Origin of the sequence: Cupriavidus sp. SS-3, from assembly GCF_035818815.1 — a bacterium.
Classification (GTDB): Bacteria; Pseudomonadota; Gammaproteobacteria; order Burkholderiales; family Burkholderiaceae; genus Cupriavidus; species Cupriavidus taiwanensis_C.
In genome coordinates, this window is record NZ_JAYLVT010000001.1 from 144,797 (window position 1) to 163,603 (window position 18,807).

An 18,807-nucleotide genomic window follows, 5' to 3' on the forward strand; every position below is an offset into this window, starting at 1 on the left:
GCTCTGGGCTCGTTCAACCAACACTTCAACGCCCCTGTCACCGTGGTGCACCCCTGCGGCAGGCAGTCCAGCTATGCGAGGAAGCCCAGCCCCGTACGAAAACCCCCGGGCACACTACGATAAGACATGCCGCCCGCAGGGCAGTAAACGCGCTTTTTGGTTACTTTTTGGCGCTCGGCCAAAAAGTGACCCGCCCAGCAGGGCGGAACCACGCGTTTCAACAGCCGACAGCATGTCACCAACAGCGCCCAACCAAAAAACCCCTCAACACACCTTAACCCCCCGCAACAACCCCTCCCCCACCGCCTCCATCGCCCCCAATCTCGCCACCACATGCTTGACCACCTGGTCACAAAAAACCTGCCTCCCCCCCGCCAGAAACAACGCATGGTCCATACACGCATGCCGATGCACGGTGATATGCGTGAACGCCGCCAGCGCTTCCAGATCCCTGCCAAAGCGCAGCTGAGCCTCATCGAGCCCCATGTCCTCGGACCCGTACAGCATGTCCGTCCGCACCCCGCGCTCATTCAGGCTCCGCATCGCGGCCCGTGCGTAAGCCGTGGCTGAGGCCAGGTCTTCGCCACCGCGCAGCCGCGTCAAGCGGAACGCCACGCGTTCGGTGGCGTGCCGGTATGCATGGCGCGCCATGGCCGCGGCGAGCGGGGCGATCCGCACCTGCCCCTGCAATACCCGCTGCCAGTTGCCGCCGCGGCGCGCGGCCGAGAGCCAGCCTTGCCACGAGCGTGCGCCCTTGCCCGCGCTCCGGTCGTCGGCGCGGTCCCAGCGGAATTTCACCAGGTTGGCGAGCACCAGGCCGTTCACGCCGGGGTTGGCCAGCGCGGCGTGCAGGCTCAGGAACGCGCCCGAGCAAACCCCCGCCAGCACGATGCAACGGAAGCCGCGCGCGCGCATCCAGTCGACCGCGGCGCTTACGTCCGCGCGCGGCCCCGGCGAGTAGATCTTGGAAATGCTCATGCTGCGTGGCGCGCGTGGGCTGTCGCCGAGCGCGGACACGTCCAGCCGCAGCGACACCACGCCCAGTCTTGCCAGCCGTCGCGACAGCGTGACGAACATGCGGCCATCGCCGACATGGTGGTTGCCGCCGGTATTCGGGAAGATCACCGCGACCGGCGCGGGCGCCTCGTCGCGCGGCATGCACAGGATGCCGAACTGGCGCCGCGCGCCGAGCCAGACCGACTCTTCGATCACGCCATCGACCGCCACGCGCAGCGACGCAGCACCGGGCAGGTGCCGGCGCGCCGCCGGCAATGCAGCCGACAGCCCGGCCACTGCGGGTATCGGCGCCAGCCACTGCACCAGCTGCCGCCACGTCTGCGCCGGCACCCCGGCAAACTCGGCCGATTGCATCATGTCGGCGTAGTCGGGAAACGGGGCCGCATCGACCTTCGCGCCGCCATCGGTGTAGTACTGCGCCAGCGCGCCGGCCGCGGAGGCGGAGCCCGGCCAGGGGTCGAGCACCAGCACGCGCGGCGCGGGGCAGTTGGCGCCGCGGTCGAGCCGCAGCGCCTCGAGGTCGCGCACGGTGTCGGCGCTGAAGCGGAAGGCCAGCACGTCGAGCGCGCCGGCCGGCGGCGGTGGCGGCGTCTCGGTCGGCCCAACGCTGTTGAGCCAGTTCAGATGCAGCGCGCGCAGCTCGCGCAGGTAGGCGCGGCCATTGACCACGGGCGCGAGCAGCACCAGCGCGGCAACGCCGCCCTGCCATGCCGGATGCGAGCGCATCGCCTCGGCGGCCTGCACCGCGAGGCTGGCACCGGCGCGCAGCCCGCACAGCACGATGTGCTCCACGCCGGCCAGCGCGCGCAGCTGCGCGGCCGCGGCGACGATGCTCGAGGCGGCGCGGCCGAGGAAATGCGCGGCCTCGCAGGCGCCGGCGGAATCGCCGGTGCAGGGATAATCAAAGCGCAGCACCGGCATGCCGGCCGCGGCGAGATCGTCGGCAAGATGCCGCCATGCCCGGTGCGACCACATCGTCTCGTGGCCCAGCGGGGCGCACAGTACCACCCCGGTCTTTCCTTGTGCCTCGTGCAGCCAGCCGGCACAGCCTTCAAACATAAGCCGCCTCATGTCGCCTCCTGGCGAGCGGATGGTCAGCCGCCGAGCCGCTGGAGCCAGACCCGCCTTTGCACGCAGAAACGGGTACGCCCAGGCGGCGCTACCCGCTTCCGCGCCCCCCTTATTCTCTTTTCTCTTCGCGGTGCAGCGCCTGCCCGATCCGGCGCGAGATCGGTGCCGTCGCCGGCATGCCAAGGTAAGGATTCACGCTGTTGAACTCGGCCCGGTTGCTGCGCTTGGCAATCACACAGTTGAGGATGCCGCCCAGCAGGCGCGCATCGGCCCGTTGCAGACGCTTGAGCGTTTCATCGACCTGGCCGGGCAGCGTCGTATCGGCACGCAGCACCACCAGGGTCGAACCGGCCAGGTTCGCGACCAGGCTGGCGTCGGCCACCGCAAGCACCGGTGGCGTGTCGATCAGCACCAGGTCGAAGCGGGCCGCGCACTGGCGCAGCGCTTCGGCCATGCCCGGGCGCATCAGCAGTTCGGAAGGATTCGGCGGCGGCAAACCCGCCGGCAGGATCGACAGGCCGTTGACCACCGTCGGCCGCACCGCGGCGGACAGCGGCACATGCCCGGTCAGCAGTTCGGCCAGCCCGGATTCGGCGGGCTGATCGAACCAGCTCGCCACGCGGCCGCGGCGCAGGTCGGCATCGATCAGCAGCACGCGCTGGCCGGCTTCTGCGAACAGCACGGCCAGGTTGACCGATGCAAAGGTCTTGCCCGCGCCAGGGGCCGGGCTGGTAACGGCGATGACATGGTCGGGCGCGCTGCGCAGCGCGAAATGCACCGCGGCGCGGATATTGCGCAGCCCTTCCACCGCCAGCGAGTGCGGCGCGTTGCGCGCCAGCAGGAACTGGTCGTGCAGGCCCAGCCGCAGCATCCGCTCGGCGCTGTCATCCTCCAGGTCTGACACGTCGATCACCGCGCTCGACGGCCGCGGCCGCTCCAGGCGCGCCGACGGCGGCGCGGCGTAGCCCGCGGCCACGCCCAGCAAAGCCTTGGCCGACACCATGCGCTCGAGCGCGGCCTGTTCGCGGCTGAAGGCAATGTCGCCCAGCATGGTGATGCCGAGCTTGTCCTCGGCGTCATTGGCGCTGGCCACGGTGGGCCGCACGCGCTGGCGCAGCGTCAGCGCCCCGACCGCCAGCAGCATGCCCAGCACGCCGCCGCCCGCGGCCGGCGTCCATGGCCCCAGCCCGACCGGCACGGTGGGGGTGAGCGCATTGTCGACGATGCGCACCTGCCCGGTGCGGTCGAGCTGCGCCAGCGACAGCTGCTCGACCTTGTTGCGCAGCGTCATGTACATGTCCTCGGCCACCTTGACGTCGCGCGTCAGCGCCACGGATTCACGCTCGGACGCCGACAGGTTCTGCATGCGCGCGTCCATCTCCTGGCGCTCGCGCGTGAGCTGCTGGATCTGGCTGTCGACGGTGCGGACCTCGTTGGCTTCGGTGGTGAAGCGCTGCAGCAGCTTGGTGCGCTCCAGCCGCAGCAGCGCGATCTGGCGCTGGTACTCCATGCTGCCGTTCAGGTAGGACTGCACGTCCTGGCTCGGCGCCAGCGAGCCCGAGCGCGAGCGGTAGCGTGTCAGCGCGCTCTCGGCGCGCTCGAGCTCGGCCTTCACGCGCGGCAGTTCGCCCGACAGGAAGGCCAGCGTCGCCGCGGTGTCGTCCTGGCGCTGCTCGGCCTGGCCCTTGATATAGGAATCGGCAATGCCGTTGACCAGCGCGGCCGCGGTGGCCGGGTCGCGGTTCTGCCAGCTGATGCGCAGCGTGGTGGCTTCGCTCGATTCGCTGTCGACGCGCAGTTCGCGCGTGACGGCATCGACTGTCAGCGTCAGGTCGCGCCGCGTGACCAGGAAGCGCGTGCCCGGGCGCGCCTCGATCCGCCCCACCAGCATCGAGATGCCACCGGCCTCGGCCACCTGGCCGGCGCGGCCCTCGACCTGCACCTCCGGCCCGCTCAGCCGGAAGCCGTTGTCGGGCAGGATCTCCAGGGTCAGGGGCACGTTGAGCAGGCGTGCCGGCACGTTCAGGCGCTCCACCGCCACCCGCTCGCCGCCCCACGCATAGCCCAGCTCCGCCGGCCACGGCCCGCGCAGCTTGCCGGGCTCGGCGAAATGGTTGACCAGGCTGCCCAGCAGCGGCGCGCGCAGCGGCTGGATCTCGATGTCCAGGTGCAGGCGCTCGACCACCGGGCCGACCACGGCGCGGCTCTTCAGCATGCCCAGGTCGAGCTGCGGCGTGGCCGTGCGGCCGGCGGCGTCGCGGGTCTGCAGCTGCACCAGCGACTTGGCGCGATACAGGTCAGGGGTGGAGAGCCACGCCAGCCAGGCAAGGGCCGCGCCGGTCAGCCCGGCGGCAAGGATCCAGCCTGCGTGGTCCAGCAGCACGCGTGCGTTGGCGCCGCTGCGCGGCGACACCTGGTCGGGTACCGGTACGGCTCCGGCAAATGACATTCTGCTCACGACATCTCTCCCGCCACACGCTGCCTCACGCCAATCACGCAGCAACCGGTGCGTGCCCGCGCGCCTGCCGGCGCCCGGGCGCATGCACTGGCCGCCGACCCCTTACTTGCGCCCGTAGTTGTCTTCGAACCTCACGATGTCGTCCTCGCCCAGGTAGGCGCCCGACTGCACCTCGATGATCTCCAGCGGCGTCTTGCCCGGGTTCTCGAGCCGGTGCAGCGTGCCGATGGGGATATAGGTCGACTGGTTTTCCGAAAGAATGCTGATGTTGTCGCCGCAGGTCACGCGCGCGGTGCCGCGCACCACCACCCAGTGCTCGGCGCGGTGGTAGTGCATCTGCAGCGACAGGCTGGCGCCGGGCTCGACCACGATGCGCTTGACCTGGAAGCGGTCGCCGCGGTCGATCGAGTCATAGCAGCCCCACGGCCGGCGCACCTTGCGATGGTTCACCACTTCATTGCCATGCTCGGAACGGATACGCTGGACGATGTTCTTCACGTCCTGCACGTGGGCCTTGTCCACCACCAGCACCGCGTCGGCGGTTTCGACCACCACCACGTCCTGCACCCCGACGCACGCGATCAGGCGGCCTTCGGAATGCGCCAGGCAAGAGCTCGCGCCATCGAACAGCACGCGTCCGCGCCCGGCATTGCCGCTGGCGTCCTTGGGTGCGATATCCCAGATCGCCGCCCATGAGCCGACGTCGGACCAGCCGGCGTCCAGCGGCACCAGCATGCCGGCGATATCCGGCAGGGTCTCGAGCTTCTCCATCACGGCGTAGTCGATCGAGTCGGACGGGCACGCGTGGAACGCTTCCTTGCCCAGGCACAGCACCTCGCCGGCGCAGGCGGCGTGTTCGCTTGCCGCGTAGGCGGCGCGGCATTGACGCGCCATCTCGGGCTGCAGCTCGGCCACCGCGCGCAGCCACACCGAGGCGCGCACCACGAAGATGCCGCTGTTCCACCAGAACTCGCCGGACTCGACATAGTGCTTGGCCAGCTCCAGATGCGGCTTCTCGACGAAGCGGTCCAGCATGAAGGCGCCCTGGTCGGCGCCGCCGGCCGCGCGGATGTAGCCGAAGCCGGTCTCGGGCGCCACCGGCTTCACGCCGAGCGTGACGATGGCACCGTGGTCGGCATGCTGGATCGCCGTGGCGATGGCCTCGCGGAACGACGCGACGTCGGCCACGCTGTGGTCGGCCGGCGTCACTACCAGCACCGCATCGCCACCCTCGCCCGCAGCCGCCAGCGCATGCAGCGCGGCCACCGTCAGCGCCGGCGCGGTATTGCGCCCGCACGGCTCGGACAGCACGCGCGCCGGCTTGCCGGCGCGCTTCATCATGTCGGTGATCATGAAGCGGTGCTCTTCGCCGCAGACGACGATCTGCGCCGCTTCCATGCCGTCGGGACGGCCCGCGAGCGCGGCCACGCCGGCGAGGCGGTTGGCCGTGGCTTCCAGCAGCGTGTCTTCGGCGATCAGGTTCAGCAGCTGCTTGGGGAACTGCTCGCGCGACAGCGGCCACAGGCGCGTACCGGCGCCGCCGGCGAGGATCACGGGCTGCACCACCGGCAACGCGGCACAATGCGCCGCCCTGTCGCCCAGCCCTTGCAGCGCTGCATGGATTTCGCCGTTGACCGGCGGCGGCGTCTGGTTCTCTTCCCGGGTCCGAATTCGCATCATGCCTCCTGGCGTGTCGGCTGTTCCAAGTTTCCCGCGCGTTGCGCCCGGCCCTGCGCAACCACCGCGGCGGTCTCGCAGAAACGGGTACGCCCGGCAGCGGTCCTTGACCGCCATGACGGGGATGCCAGCCAGTCTAGGCAGGCGCCCTGGCGCAATCTGTTCGATTCCGCACACGCTACTTGCGCCGCCGCGGCAGGCCGCGCGCAGGCGTGCCGCACTAGCTTGCGATCGCGCGCACTCTGTTGGAGAACGCACCGATAGCCACGGCCGCCGGCGTTGCAATACAGTGGGCCGTGCAGGCGCAGCGCCTGCGATCGCGGCCCGGCGGCATGCGTGCACTGCGGAGGAACGACATGGAGCGGGCGGTGGCAACGACGGCGACGATCGCGCCAATGGCAACGAACACGGCAACCACGGCCACCGACCGCGGCGGCTACCACTACACGCGCCAGTCGCCGTGCCGCGTGGCCAGGCCGGTGCAGCGACGGCTGCACGATGAAGCCTCGGTCTGGCAGGAGAGCAATTGCTACATGGACCTGTGGATCGAGCTGCTGTACGGCTGGGGGCTCGACCCGCGCGCGGCGCTGGCGTTCACCGTGGCGCAGGACTACGAGGGCGACCATTTCACCTTCTTCAAGTACCCGCCGGCGGACATCGAGCTGCTGTACGGCACGGTGGTGCAGGAGATGGCGGTCTACGACACGCTCCAGGCCCACCTGGTCGAACAGGTCGGGCGCGGCCATGCGGTGCTGGTCGAGATGGACAGCTACTACCTGCCCGACACGCGCGCCACCGCCTACCGCCAGGCGCACGTGAAGACCACCGTTGCCATCGACCGGATCGACCCCGCGGCGCAGCGGCTGTGCTACTACCACAGCCTCGGCTACCACACCGCCGCCGGCGACGACTATCGCGGCCTGCTGCGGCTGACGCCCGAACTGCGCGACGGCAACATCCTGTTCCCGTACGCCGAATACGCCAAGCGCGTGCGCGCGCCGCTGCGGGGTGCGGCCGCGGCCGATGCCGCCGCGGCACTGATGCGCCAGCACCTGGGCCGCCGTCCCGCGCTGAACCCGGTCACGCGCTGGCGCGCCGACTTCGACCAGCATGTCGCGGTGATCCTGGCGCGCGGCGATGCCTACTTCCAGCACTACGGCTTCAACCTGCCGCGCCAGCTGGGGGCGAACTTCGAGATGCTGCATCACTGCCTCGCTTGGTTCGGCGAGCATGGTTACGATGTGCCTGCGCGCGTCGCACGGGCGGCCAACGGCATCGCCGCGGAAAGCAAGGTGCTGCAGTTCCGCCTGGCCCGGGCCACCGCGCGCGGCCGTCCGGACCGCTGCAGCGAGTGCCTGGACACCATGGAGTCCGCTTATGAAACGGTCATCGCCGGCCTGCTGTCGTCGTTCGGCGCCGCCGATCCCGCACAGCCGGCCCGTGCCTGACGCCAACGGCAAGCACCGCTGGCGCACGGCCGCTGCCGGGCCGCGCGCCCGTGGCGCTTCAGGCGTGTGCCAGCGCAGGCAGCAGGCGGTCGTACTCGCGCTTGACCAGCTTGTAGCATTCGCAGGAATGCTTCTCGAGCCCGCAATGATCGAGGATGGTGATATGGCCGCGGCTGTGGTGGATCAGCCCCAGGTTTTCCAGCTTGCCGGCCGCTTCGGTAACGCCTTCGCGGCGCACGCCCAGCATGTTGGCGATGACCTGCTGGGTGATGACCAGCTCGTTGGAGTTCATGCGGTCGCGCGCCAGCAGCAGCCAGCGGCACAGTTGCTTGTTCAGCGAATGGTGGCGGTTGCATGCCGCGGTCTGCGCGATCTGCGTCAGCACCGCCTGCACATACAGCAGCGTGACGCGCTGCAGGGTCGGCAGATAGGACAGCTCGGCGCGCAGCGCGCGTGCGGGAATGCGGTAGGCGAAGCCCGGGCTGCGCACTTCGACGCGGCTGGGCATGGTATCGCCGCCCGTCACCACCGGAATGCCGACCAGGCCTTCATTGCCCACCGCGGCGAACTCGACCGTGGCGCCGTCCTCGAGCAGCGACAGCAGCGACACCACCGAGGTGGTCGGGAAATACACATGCACGATGCGCTGGCTGGTGTCAGTCAGCAGTTCGCCGGCACGCAGCCGGACCAGTTCAAAGTGGCGCGACAGCGTTTCCCATTCCTGCCGCGGCAGGGCATTGAGCAGATGATTGACATGCAGGTCCGACCGTTGCGTGATCATGCTGATTCTCCCCGTTGACCCGGGACCGGCACTGGGCCGCCGCTCGCGCACTGGCTGCGTGGTGCAAAGCCCGGCTGTACCGCTCCACCCGTGACTGATGCTTACCGACTTGTTGACACCGCATATGACTGACTGATGACGGCCCTGATCTGCTTTCCGTCCCGACGCGCAAGCCCTGCGGTGCGCTGTGTGCCTGCCTCGTCGTTTGACTGTATTAAGTGCTATGGCGCACTGAAGCGACAGTAGGCAGACGGTTGGTACTCGTTCATCCTTTGGTTGGTTGGTAGCAGGCCGGCGTGGCGCCCGCGGCTGGCGGCGAATGCAAGTAGCCGGGCGCCGGCATGCCGGCGTCGGCCAGGCGACCACACGCTGCCAGGCTAGTCATGACAACGGAGGAACCGGTCGGCGTTGGGGGCTGGTGGGGCCTGTACGCCCTATGCGGACGGTGCGTCGTAGCTGGCGGGCCGGTCGGCGTTGATGGCGTAGATCTCGCCCGAAGGGATGGCGCCGGCCGCCGTGGCCGCGCCGCTCTCATGCATCAGGCGGATGAGCCTCGTTTCACCGGGGCCAAGGTGGAACCAGTCCTGGTCCGGCAGGTAGACCGCCTGGCTCAGCGGCGTGCCGGTGCTGTCGTCATCGGCATGCAGCGTGGCCAGCACCACGTCGTGGGCGGGCGGCCCGAATCGGTAGGCGTAGGTGAAATCGAAGAACCGTCGAGCATCGCCGCCGCCGCGATCCGGCACGATTCGCTCGGATGCAGCGTCAGCACCTGCTGGGCCTGCGCCGCCACCACCTCGCCGTCGCGCAGGCAGCGCAGCGTCAGACGCACCGTGCGCGGCTGCGCGGTTTCATTGATGACATGCACATGCAGGCCGTTCAGGCCCTCGTCGGTCAGCAGCACCTGCAGCGGCTGCCACACCGCGCGCAAGGCATGCCAGGGCGACTTGGGGCGCCGGGTCGCGCGCGCTCATGCCACGCTCGCGCCGAAATGCGAGGCCAGCGCCGGCACCGTGCCCTGGTAGGCCTGCTCGAGCTGGTCCAGGCAGTCCTGGCAGGGGTCGGACTTGCGGCTGATCACCGCGCGCATCAGCCGGAACTGCATCACCATGGCTTCGGAGGCCATGGTGTAGCAGGCCTCGCCGATGCAATCGGGCAGCGAGTGCCCGTGCAGCACCAGCCAGCGCAGGTAGCGGCCGAGCAGCTCGAAATTGACGCCCAGCTGACGCAGCACACTCGCCGCATAGACCTGGAAGTTGGGCTCGCCGCGCGCCATCAGGTGTTCGAGATGCCCCGGGAACGCCATGCGGAACACGCTGATCGGGTTGTGCTGCGGACGACGCGACAGGTGGTGACGCAGCAGTTCCAGCGAGGTCCGCATCAGCGCGGCATCGGTCAGCGCGGCAAAGCGCCGCCGCGCCACCGACGCATGCGGAAACGCCGCCACCTCGCCATAGCCCACGGTCGCCGGGCGGAAGATGGCGGCATAGTCCTCGCCGCTGGCGGTGTGGTAGCCGTCGCCATGGAAGTAGCCGACGGCGGCCGCCTCGGGCACCAGCACGTCGATGCCGATGCACGAGCGCATATGCTGGCGGCGGTAGGTGCCGGCCGGCTGCGGCAACTGGTAGCTGTCGACTTCGAGCAGCACCACGTTGCCGCGCGCGGTCTGGGTGGCCACATGCGCCTCGAGCCGGTCATACATCGACAGCTCGTGCGTGACGATGCCGTACAGGCGCTCGAGGTCGTTGGCGGGGAAGGCCGATAGTGTGAACTGGTCGCCCTCGAAATCCTGCGCCACGGTGAACGGCAGCGCGGCAATGGGTTCCAGGTCCCAGCCCTGCAGCAGCTCGACCCACAGGTCGATCTGCTGGTTCGCATGGGACCAGACCGGATTGCCGCCATGCCAGGTGGAGCGGCCTGCGCGAACCCTGGCCCTGCCGTCGCCGTACATTTACCCCCCCCACAGCGTGTCGCGGACGGTTTGGGGCCAGCGTGCCGGATCCAGCCCGTGGTGGCGCAGCAGCGCCAGCGCCATGCGCTCGACGCCGATGCCGACACAGCCCGTGTGCGCAGTGGCGCCGTCCGCGCTGCGCAGGTCCCACATATGGCCGAAGTGGTCCATGTGGTAGTTGAAGCTCATGCACGCCGAGGGCGGCGCGCCGTCGTTGATGGGGATCAGCAGCTCGAACTTGAGCCTGAGCTCGCGCTGGCTTTCGGCGACGAGCTTGCCGCCGCGCCCGAAGAACGGATCGCTGGCGACGTCGATCTCCACCGGCAGCTGCAGCGCCGTGGCCAGCTCGGGCACGCGCTCGAGCCATTGCTCGCGGAACGCGGCGATGCGCTGCGGGGTTCCCAGGCAGACATATTCGCGCTGACGGAACAGCTGCATGCGCGTCGGCTCGAGCGAGGACTCATGGCGGAAGCAGTACGACATTACGTCGACCACCTTGCCGTCCTCGGGCAGCAGGCCGCGCCGCGCGATCACCGGGTAGACCGGATAGCACGCCGCCGGGGTCAGCACCACGCCGGTCGGCTGCTGCTGGTCGGTCCAGTCGTCCTTGTCCTCCAGACGCGCCAGCAGGCGGCGGTGGCCCTTGTCGTCGCCGCAGAAGCTGTGGACAGTGCCCGCCAGCTGCGGAAAGCTCTTCATGTAGCCGCTGGTTTCGAAATCCGCCTGGCCCATGGCCGGCGGGAAGTGCAGCGTTTCCGCGCCAAGGCCTTGGCCCAGGTGCGTCATGACGTTGTTCATGCCTTCGCAGATCGATTCGAAGGTGGTGTTGCGGCCATACAGACCGGGCACGCCGGTCGGGATCATGAGGCCCTCGGCCACCAGCTGCTCGAGGAACGTGGGGCCCGATGCGTGCGGCACCGGCTTGCCGTGCCGCGTGGCGGGGCCGGGCTCGGCCGCGGCGCCACCCTGGGCGGTGCCGTCGGTCAGGGTATGGAGGTCCATGCGATCTCCCTCAGGAACGATCGGCCAGCAACAGATTGGCCGTGTTGGTCAGGATGCGATCGTTGTTGATCATCAGCGGCGCCGACCACAGATCGCGCAAGTGGCGGCCCAGGCGTGCCACCCTGGCCACGGCGATCATGCCGCCTCCTGCTGCTGCCGGATCTGCTCGACCGCGGCGGCCAGGGAATCGATGCTGCGGAACAGCTGGCGCGTCAGCATCTGGTCCGGGATCTCGATGTCGAAAGCGTTCTCGAGCGCGAGCATCACGTGCACGGTGGCCAGCGACGACAGGCCGGCGGCATACAGGTCATCGCTGTCTGCCAGGTCGGCGAGCGGCACATCGAGCCGGGCAACTTCGCCCAGGATGCTGCGGATGGTTGCTTTCATGGAACACCTCCGGTTTTTATGAGTGGGGCCTATTGCACGCTTAACCGGCTGCGGCTTCGGTACGTTTGCGCACCAATCCGTGCGCCCCCCGGGTACCGCCGCAGCTGCCCCCTCAATACGCACTGGCGCCGGTCCAGCCGTGCAGCGCGGTGCGCAGAATGATCTGCAGGTCGAGCTGGAACGACCAGTGCTGGATGTAGTAGATGTCGAACTCGATACGCCGGCGCATCTTCTCGACGGTATCGGTCTGGCCGCGCAGGCCGTTGATCTGGGCCCAGCCGGTGATGCCCGGCTTGACCCGGTGCCGCAGCATGTAGCGGTCGATCAGCTCCTTGTAGAGCTCGTTGTGCTCCATCGCATGGGGGCGCGGGCCCACCACCGACATCTCGCCGCGCAGCACATTGAAGAACTGCGGCAGCTCGTCCAGGCTGGTGCGGCGCAGGAAGGCACCGATCCGCGTCACGCGCGCATCGCCGCGTACCGCCTGCGTCACGCCCACGTCGGCGTGCTGGCGCATGGTGCGGAACTTGAAGACGTCGAACGGGCGCCCGTCCATGCCCAGCCGCCGCTGTCGGAACAGCACCGGCCCGGGCGACGACAGCTTCACCAGCGCCGCCACCACCAGCAGCAGCGGCGCCAGTCCGATCAGCGCGGCCAGCGCGAAGGCGCGGTCGAAGCTGGCCTTGAGCAGGCCGGTGATGCCCGACACCGGCGGGCTGTTGAGGTCGATCACGGGCAGGCCCAGGAACTCGCTGAAGCGATGGCCGAGCAGCTCCACCGACATCACGTCGGGGATCCAGCGGATGTCGATCAACTCGTTGCGGAACTGCCGCACCACGTCGTACAGGTCGCGGCACGCCACCATCGGCAGCGTCAGCCAGATCTCCCTGACCGCCTGGCTGCGCACGAACAGGTTGACCTCTTCCATGGTGCGCAGCGAGACCACGCCGTCGGGCACCGCGATCGGCTCTTCATGGTAGATGCCGACCACGCGATAGCCCGCGGCGCGGATCTGGTCCACGCGCAGGTACATCTCGCGCCCCAGCGGCCCGTAGCCGAAGATCACCACGCGCTTGGCGTTGATGCCCTGCTCGCGCACATTGCCCAGCATGCGGAACATGACGGCGCGCACCCCTGCCAGCGCCAGCAGGCTGGAACCGAACCAGCCCAGCGACCAGACCCGCGACACCGCGGCGATCTGGTGCATCAGGAACGCCGTCATCAGCCCGACGATAAACACCGTGGCCCACGCGGCCAGCAGGCGCAGCACCAGCGCCGCACGGCTGCGGCCGCGCCACGATTCGTAGATGCCGAAGGCGGGAAACACCGCCAGCACCCCGATCGAACACAGCGCGGCAAGAAAGCCGTGCACCGGCGCGGCGCCGCGGATGCCCTCGGGAAAGTACAGCGCACCGATCATCACCGCGCACACGCCGACCAGCACCGCGTCGGCCAGCCGGTACAACAAGTGCAGCGCCGTGTGGCGCTCTGCCGCAAAGGTCGAACTGGATGCCATGGCTGCCCACCGCGAATGCAATGCTCGATGCAGCGATGGTTGCCGAGCCGCCCGCCAGTGTCTGTTGGCGGGCGCACACAGCCTGTGGCGGGGAAATCAGCGCGCGGCCGCGCTCAGGGAGGGGCCGGCGTGCACCTTGGCGTACCCGGTCGCGCGTCCGTGCATGGCCCATTCGCCGCGCTGGAAGGGGCGGTCGCGGCCGGACAGCAGCATGGCAAGCTGCTGGATCAGCCCGTGCGAGGCGCCCACGGTGCCGGTCATCGGCATCACCAGCGCGGTAGCCAGCACCACGCTCGCCAGCACCATCGCCAGCGGACCGTGCGGGGTGGTGCGCCGCAGGATGAACGGCAGGCTCACGCACAGGCCCACGCCCAGGCCGCCCGCCACCTCAGACACCGAGTGCGCATGCAGCGCCAGACGCGACACCCCCACCAGCAACGCCAGGCCCACGCCCGCGGCCGCCGCCAGCCAGCCCAGGCGCCGCCGGGCGGCCGGCACCGCCAGGTAGAGCAGCACCGGCAGCACCGACGCCGCCATCATCGCGTGGCCGGAGAAGCCGGTGAAGTTGAGCGCCGCACTGCCGATGCCCCAGCCCATGAACGCAAGCTTGGACGCCAGCACCAGCAGCGCGGCCGCGGCGAACGCCAGCCCCCAGTGGCGCGCGCTGCCGGGCGCGCCGCGCCAGTACAGCCACAGCGCCAGGAACACGGCGCAAGGCAGCAGGTACGCGGATTCACCGAACAGGGATACGAGATGCCAGTGGCTCATGGGCAGGCGCAAGCGGTAAGCGTCAGGGTCTGGTGGGGCAGGGTACCACCGCCTCGCGCGTGGCGGCATCGACCGCTTGGTCCAGCGCCACCCGCGCGCGCGGCACGGCCCCGGCCGGCGCCGGTCGGGGTGCAGACAGGTTGAGAGTGCATGACTGCATTGGCCGTCTGGTGGATAGAGAGTCTTTGCGCAATTCGATATGTTCAATCGGGATCGCTGCCCTTGCATCATCGGGGCAGCGTTTTCAAAGCCCGCATGGTCCCCCGGTCGGCGGGCTTCTTTTTTTGCCTGCCGGGAAGGCATGATCGAGATGGCGGCAGCAGCGGCGAGATCATGCGGACGACACCCATGCGGCCCATCCGTGCGGCCCACCGATGCGGCCAACCGATGCCACCAACCCAATCCGACCCGCACAAACGCACAGCGGCACCGGGCGCTCGCGCCGGGTGCCGCTGCACAACAGCTGCGCGTGCCTGGAGGTTCAGCTCACCAGTGACGGCGGCACGCGGTGCCGATGCTGCGCGATGATCAGCGCCTTGAGGCTTTCCACACGCAGCAAGGCTTCGCGCTCGCCGGCCGCGCGCGCGGCATCGGCGGCGGCCAGCTCGCAATCGAACTGGCGCCCGTGCAGTTCTCCCCGGTACAGCAGCGGCTCATCGCTGCCGGCGGCGCCATCCGCGCCGCAACCTTGCTCATGATGGGCGGCGAGCCTGATCTCGAAGCAGCACGCCCACTTTCCCCGGCCCTCGCGCACCGCAAAGCCGCGCACCACGAGGAACTCAAGTCCGGCCTCCATACGACCCCCTTCTTCCCGGGACGGCCAGCCTGCAAATGAGGGCCAGCTTCTGCCTCCGGGCGAATCAAGCATAGGCCATCAGCAATATTGCGCCCTCATCCGGTGGTTGTAGGAGGGGTCGCACAAAGGAGGGAGGGCGCAGGCGCACGCGCCCCGCCCAGCGACAGCGCCATGCGCGGAAAACACTGGCCGCCGGCCCACACCAGCGCGGTGGCCGCGCACACCAGGTCCATCGCCGCGGGCAAGGCGAGACAGCCGCTGGCGCCGAGCAGCGCGGCATGCAGGATCAGCGCGGGATCGAGGCGGTCCGACAACACCAGCCAGCGCCGCGGCGCCAGGCGCGCGTGCAGCTGGTCCAGCCATGCGCGCGGATCCCCTTCGAGGCCGCTGCAATCGATCACGGCAATATCCGCAGGATCCGGCGGCAGCTGCGCGCCAGCCTGCGTGGACGTATGGCCGGGATCGGCCTGGAGGTCGTGCGTTGCGGTCTGCGCCGGCGCAGCCGATGACGGGGCGTGCGCCGGGGCCCGCAGCCATTGCGGCGTGCGGCAGTTGATCGGCCTGGGCAGGTCGAGCGCGTGCAGGCGTCGTGCCAGCACCCGGCACATCATTTCATTGCTGGCGATCAGGTAGGTCGGCATTGACTCGATCCGGCGGCAACCCGGGCGGCCATGGCAGCGGCCGCGCGGTCGGAGCCGGGCTGCGGTCGGCCCGGCGGGGAGGGCATCGCACCAGCGCCAACCGCCGGCGTCGGTCTGTGCGGATGTCTTCCCTCAGAAGGTAGCAAGCCGCTGCCACCCCTGCCTCATGCTTTTGGCGGAGCATCACGCTGCAGAAGGATGAGGCGCGCGGGGGCGCGCGCGGCCAGCATCGCCGGCGCGCGCCACCGGCTCAGGCCGCCTGGCCTACCGGCGGCATGCGCGCCGGCGCGGCAGCCGGGTCCGGTCCCGCCCAGTTGAGCGTGGCCCCCCTTTGCAGCGCCACGTAGACCGCTTCGCCCTTGTTGCGCACATGGAGGCGCTGATACAGGGTGCAGGCATGCGTCTTGGCGGTGGCGATCGAGATATTCAGCATGCGGCTGACGGTCTTGATCGGATAGCCGCGCGCCAGCAATGCCAGCACTTCGTACTGGCGCTCGGTGATGTTGAGCAGGTGCGCGCCGGCCGAGGGGGTTTCGTAAGCGGTGGCGTGCGCGGCGAACTGGCGTTGCGCCACCGGCGCCGCGCTGTCGTGACCGGCATCGTCCACACCGGGGCGCAGCGTCACCACCCGGGCATCGCCGGGAGCCGCCGGCGCGAGGCGTGCCACGGCAGCGTCCGTGCCGGCGTGCCGGCCCGGCAACGGCTGGCTCGACGCCGGGAAGCATTCGCCGCCGGCCAGCACCAGCCGCACCGCCGCATCCAGCGCGTCGGCGCTGCAATGCTTGGGCACGCAGCCGCGCACCGGCTCCGGCAGGCCGGCCTCGGGCAGCGCCGGCATCGCCTGCTCGCTGAGGACCAGCACCCGCTGCGGCCGCAGCCGCTGGCACAGTTCTTCCAGCATGGACCAGCCGCTGGCCTGGTCGGACGGCAGTCCGTAGACCATCAGGTCGGCATCGTTGAGCCACAGGTCGGAATCGATGGGCGCCAGCGGATCGATGTCCAGCAGGTCGCCGTCGAGGTGTGCTTGGGCCAGCAGGTGGCGCAGACCCAGGCGCAGGAGGGGGTGAGGCTCGATCAAGAGGATGGTGGCCATGGCCGCTCTCTTATTATTGCGGCAAGCGCGAACCCCGCGAAAATCCGTGCTTGCGTGTCGGACGTGCCCCGCTATCCTGCGGTTGCACCTCCCTACGATCCGCCAGTGCTCCGGGGACGCCCCACAGCCTTCCCGTCTGGCTGCAGGTCATCCTTTCCCTGGAGATACCGGATCGCCCCGGTGTGCGTGTGAAACGCTTCTGTTTCAAGAGCCTTAGATTCGGCTGAAGTCTGATCTAAGTATTTATAACTCCTGAGTTGCAGCATATGAAACGTGCCCCGCGAATGCAAGGTAATGGTGCGCTGCAGCGGGTAATCCCCAACCGGCGCTTTGCGCCACGCCCGCCGGTCTGATGCCGGCTGATTGCAGCATATGGATGAAATCGTGCTGCCGGGCCTGTGCAGCCTGCGTCATCGCGCATAGAATTATCGGCATTGCATTTTGCTATGCATTTCGGGTCGGATGATTTCTGCCTCCGCCCAGGTGCCTTATAAAATCAATAAGTTAGCGATACTGCGCAAGCTGTCGATGATTCCTGCCGCCCCCCCTGTCAGCCTGACCCGAAGCGAATTCGCCGCCGTGCGTGCCTATGTCCAGGGCATGCCGGCCGCGATGGTGGTGCCCCGCTATCTCGCCGACGACACGGATGACGATGACGCCGGCGCCGAGTCGGCACTGCGCATCCTGCTGGCCTTGCGCGATCGCATGGTCCAGCTGGCCCATTTGCACGGGCGCGCGGATCTGGCCGAATTGCTGCTGGCCGGCCCCGGGCGCTCGAACCGCGGCATGGATCGTCGGGTGGAGGCGCTCGGCGAACTGGAAAGACTGGGCACGGCGGCTCCGCAGGCCCAGCACAGTGTGGAACTGTGGTTTGCTCCGGCACTGGCGCGGCGTCTGCGCAACGCCAATATTGTGACGCTTAAATCTCTTTTGGATCTGGCCAATCAGCGCGGTACCGCCTGGTGGCGAGGCGTGCCGCGCATTGGCGCGCTCGCCGGCACCACCATCAACCGCTGGCTGGGCGAGCAGCGCACGGTTTTCAAGGGTGCGGATGGCGCGCCGCTGCTGCGCGCACACGTCGGCAACCGGGCGCCGCTGCAAGCGGCGGCGCTGAGTCCGGCGCTGCGCCAGCCGTTGCCGCTCGAGTGGCTGAGCGAGGCGCCGGCGGCTGCCGGCCCCGATGATGCCTGTCCGTACAGCCACGGCGTAACGGTGGTCAAGGCCTGGCTGCGCGATACCACCGACGGCCAGGGCAGCACCTTTGCCGCGTATCGCAAGGAGGCGGAGCGGCTGTTGCTGTGGGCGGCGCTGGAGCGCGGCAAGGGGCTGTCGCAACTGGACCTGGATGACCGCCAGGCCTACCTGGGGTTCCTGGCCAGCCCCGAACCCGCAAGCCGCTGGTGCGGGCCGCGCGCGCCTCGAAACCAGGCCGCTTGGCGGCCGCTGACGGGCCCGCTGCGCGCGGCCAGCCAGCGCCACAGTCTGCGCGTGCTGGCCGCGTTGTTCCGGTGGATGCACGATAACGGCTACCCTTGCGCGGCGCGCTGGCCGGCACAGATCGGGGCCGAAATGGCGACGGCCCCGGACGCAGAGGCGGCTACGCCGTCCGTCCGCGCTCCGCTGCCGGAAGACAGCGTCGCCGCCTTCCTGTCATGGCTGACATCGCAAGCCGAGGCCAGCGATGGCCAGCGCTACCGCGCCGCGCGCGCCGCCATCCTGCTGTTGCGCGAGCAAGGGCTCAGCCTGGATCAGTTGTCATCGGCGACGCTGCAGTCGCTGTCCTTAGCGGGACCCGCAGACGGCATGGCCATCGAATCATCAACCCTCGGCAATCACGCGCACGCGCCCTACCGGGGCAGCGGCCTTGCGCCCGCGACACGGACGGCGCTGGCGCGCCACTGGCAGGACCGCAATCTGCAATGGGAGGGACCAGGCATGGCAGACGCATGCCTGATCGGCCCGGCGACGGCACCGCCCACCGGGCGAGCCCGCCGCAAGCGCACGGCACAACCGCTGGGCGGGTATTCGGTGCGCGGCCTGCATGCCTTGCTGTCGGCCATGCTGGAGCGCTATCGCAAGCGCTGTGATCCGGCATTCGCGGCACGTTCGCCGCGGGATCTGATGGCCTGAAAACAATCGGGGGCAGTGTCGCCACTGCCCCCGCATATTGTCCGCCTGGCATGTCGGCGCCCGCGTCTCCGCGG

General features: G+C 69.3%; 16 protein-coding genes. 2 read left to right on the forward strand and 14 right to left on the reverse strand.

Features of this window, described 5'->3' with window-relative positions; all coding sequences use genetic code 11:
• Nucleotides 1-264: 264 nt before the first annotated feature.
• The 3 genes from U9J39_RS00630 to U9J39_RS00640 all read right to left on the reverse strand — a co-directional run bounded on the left by U9J39_RS00630 (nt 265) and on the right by U9J39_RS00640 (nt 6,223).
• Nucleotides 265-2,076 (reverse strand): alpha/beta hydrolase, encoded by a 1,812-nt coding sequence (locus tag U9J39_RS00630; RefSeq protein ID WP_326346286.1) that lies wholly within the window; start codon nt 2,074-2,076, stop codon nt 265-267.
• 121 nt (nt 2,077-2,197) lie between these two features.
• The gene (locus U9J39_RS00635; protein ID WP_326346524.1) at nt 2,198-4,537 is read right to left on the reverse strand and encodes a polysaccharide biosynthesis tyrosine autokinase; all 2,340 of its coding nucleotides are present in this window, start codon (nt 4,535-4,537) and stop codon (nt 2,198-2,200) included.
• A 111-nt stretch (nt 4,538-4,648) separates the two neighbouring features.
• Entirely contained in the window at nt 4,649-6,223 is a 1,575-nt protein-coding gene (locus U9J39_RS00640) for a mannose-1-phosphate guanylyltransferase/mannose-6-phosphate isomerase (protein ID WP_414249245.1), read from the reverse strand.
• A 395-nt stretch (nt 6,224-6,618) separates the two neighbouring features.
• On the opposite strand from U9J39_RS00640, the gene U9J39_RS00645 reads away from it, so the two are divergent.
• Entirely contained in the window at nt 6,619-7,671 is a 1,053-nt protein-coding gene (locus U9J39_RS00645; RefSeq protein ID WP_240991298.1) for a DUF1839 family protein, read from the forward strand.
• A 58-nt stretch (nt 7,672-7,729) separates the two neighbouring features.
• Here the strand turns inward: U9J39_RS00645 and U9J39_RS00650 are convergent, their stop codons facing one another.
• From U9J39_RS00650 to U9J39_RS00700, 11 genes are all read right to left on the reverse strand, one after another.
• Complete coding sequence (locus U9J39_RS00650) at nt 7,730-8,452, reverse strand: Crp/Fnr family transcriptional regulator (RefSeq protein ID WP_012354880.1); 723 nt, start codon at nt 8,450-8,452, stop codon at nt 7,730-7,732.
• A 434-nt stretch (nt 8,453-8,886) separates the two neighbouring features.
• The gene (locus tag U9J39_RS00655; protein WP_240991297.1) at nt 8,887-9,195 is read right to left on the reverse strand and encodes a hypothetical protein; all 309 of its coding nucleotides are present in this window, start codon (nt 9,193-9,195) and stop codon (nt 8,887-8,889) included.
• Between the two features lie 224 nt (nt 9,196-9,419).
• Nucleotides 9,420-10,400 (reverse strand): DUF1839 family protein, encoded by a 981-nt coding sequence (locus U9J39_RS00660; RefSeq protein WP_111520823.1) that lies wholly within the window; start codon nt 10,398-10,400, stop codon nt 9,420-9,422.
• On the reverse strand, nt 10,401-11,402 hold the full coding sequence (locus U9J39_RS00665) for an amino acid--[acyl-carrier-protein] ligase (RefSeq protein WP_326346287.1): 1,002 nt from the start codon (nt 11,400-11,402) through the stop codon (nt 10,401-10,403).
• 10 nt (nt 11,403-11,412) lie between these two features.
• Nucleotides 11,413-11,541, reverse strand: coding sequence for a hypothetical protein (locus U9J39_RS00670; RefSeq protein WP_277343557.1), 129 nt, complete (start codon nt 11,539-11,541; stop codon nt 11,413-11,415).
• Nucleotides 11,538-11,789, reverse strand: coding sequence for an acyl carrier protein (locus U9J39_RS00675; protein ID WP_012354876.1), 252 nt, complete (start codon nt 11,787-11,789; stop codon nt 11,538-11,540). The genes U9J39_RS00670 and U9J39_RS00675 overlap by 4 nt, the downstream gene beginning before the upstream one ends.
• 112 nt (nt 11,790-11,901) lie before the next feature.
• Nucleotides 11,902-13,305: an undecaprenyl-phosphate glucose phosphotransferase gene (locus tag U9J39_RS00680; protein WP_115711782.1), complete on the reverse strand. Its 1,404-nt coding sequence runs from the start codon at nt 13,303-13,305 to the stop codon at nt 11,902-11,904.
• 96 nt (nt 13,306-13,401) lie between these two features.
• Nucleotides 13,402-14,073, reverse strand: coding sequence for a phosphatase PAP2 family protein (locus U9J39_RS00685; protein WP_115711781.1), 672 nt, complete (start codon nt 14,071-14,073; stop codon nt 13,402-13,404).
• Between the two features lie 481 nt (nt 14,074-14,554).
• On the reverse strand, nt 14,555-14,869 hold the full coding sequence (locus tag U9J39_RS00690; protein WP_111520817.1) for a hypothetical protein: 315 nt from the start codon (nt 14,867-14,869) through the stop codon (nt 14,555-14,557).
• A 95-nt stretch (nt 14,870-14,964) separates the two neighbouring features.
• Nucleotides 14,965-15,510 carry a response regulator transcription factor gene (locus U9J39_RS00695; protein ID WP_115711780.1) on the reverse strand — a complete coding sequence of 182 codons (546 nt, stop codon included), beginning with the start codon at nt 15,508-15,510 and terminating at the stop codon, nt 14,965-14,967.
• 250 nt (nt 15,511-15,760) lie between these two features.
• Complete coding sequence (locus tag U9J39_RS00700; RefSeq protein WP_115711779.1) at nt 15,761-16,603, reverse strand: helix-turn-helix transcriptional regulator; 843 nt, start codon at nt 16,601-16,603, stop codon at nt 15,761-15,763.
• Nucleotides 16,604-17,065: 462 nt separating this feature from the next.
• Here U9J39_RS00700 and U9J39_RS00705 point away from each other — a divergent pair, with 462 nt between their 5' ends.
• Nucleotides 17,066-18,733 carry a phage integrase family protein gene (locus tag U9J39_RS00705; protein WP_326346288.1) on the forward strand — a complete coding sequence of 556 codons (1,668 nt, stop codon included), beginning with the start codon at nt 17,066-17,068 and terminating at the stop codon, nt 18,731-18,733.
• Nucleotides 18,734-18,807 lie beyond the last annotated feature (74 nt).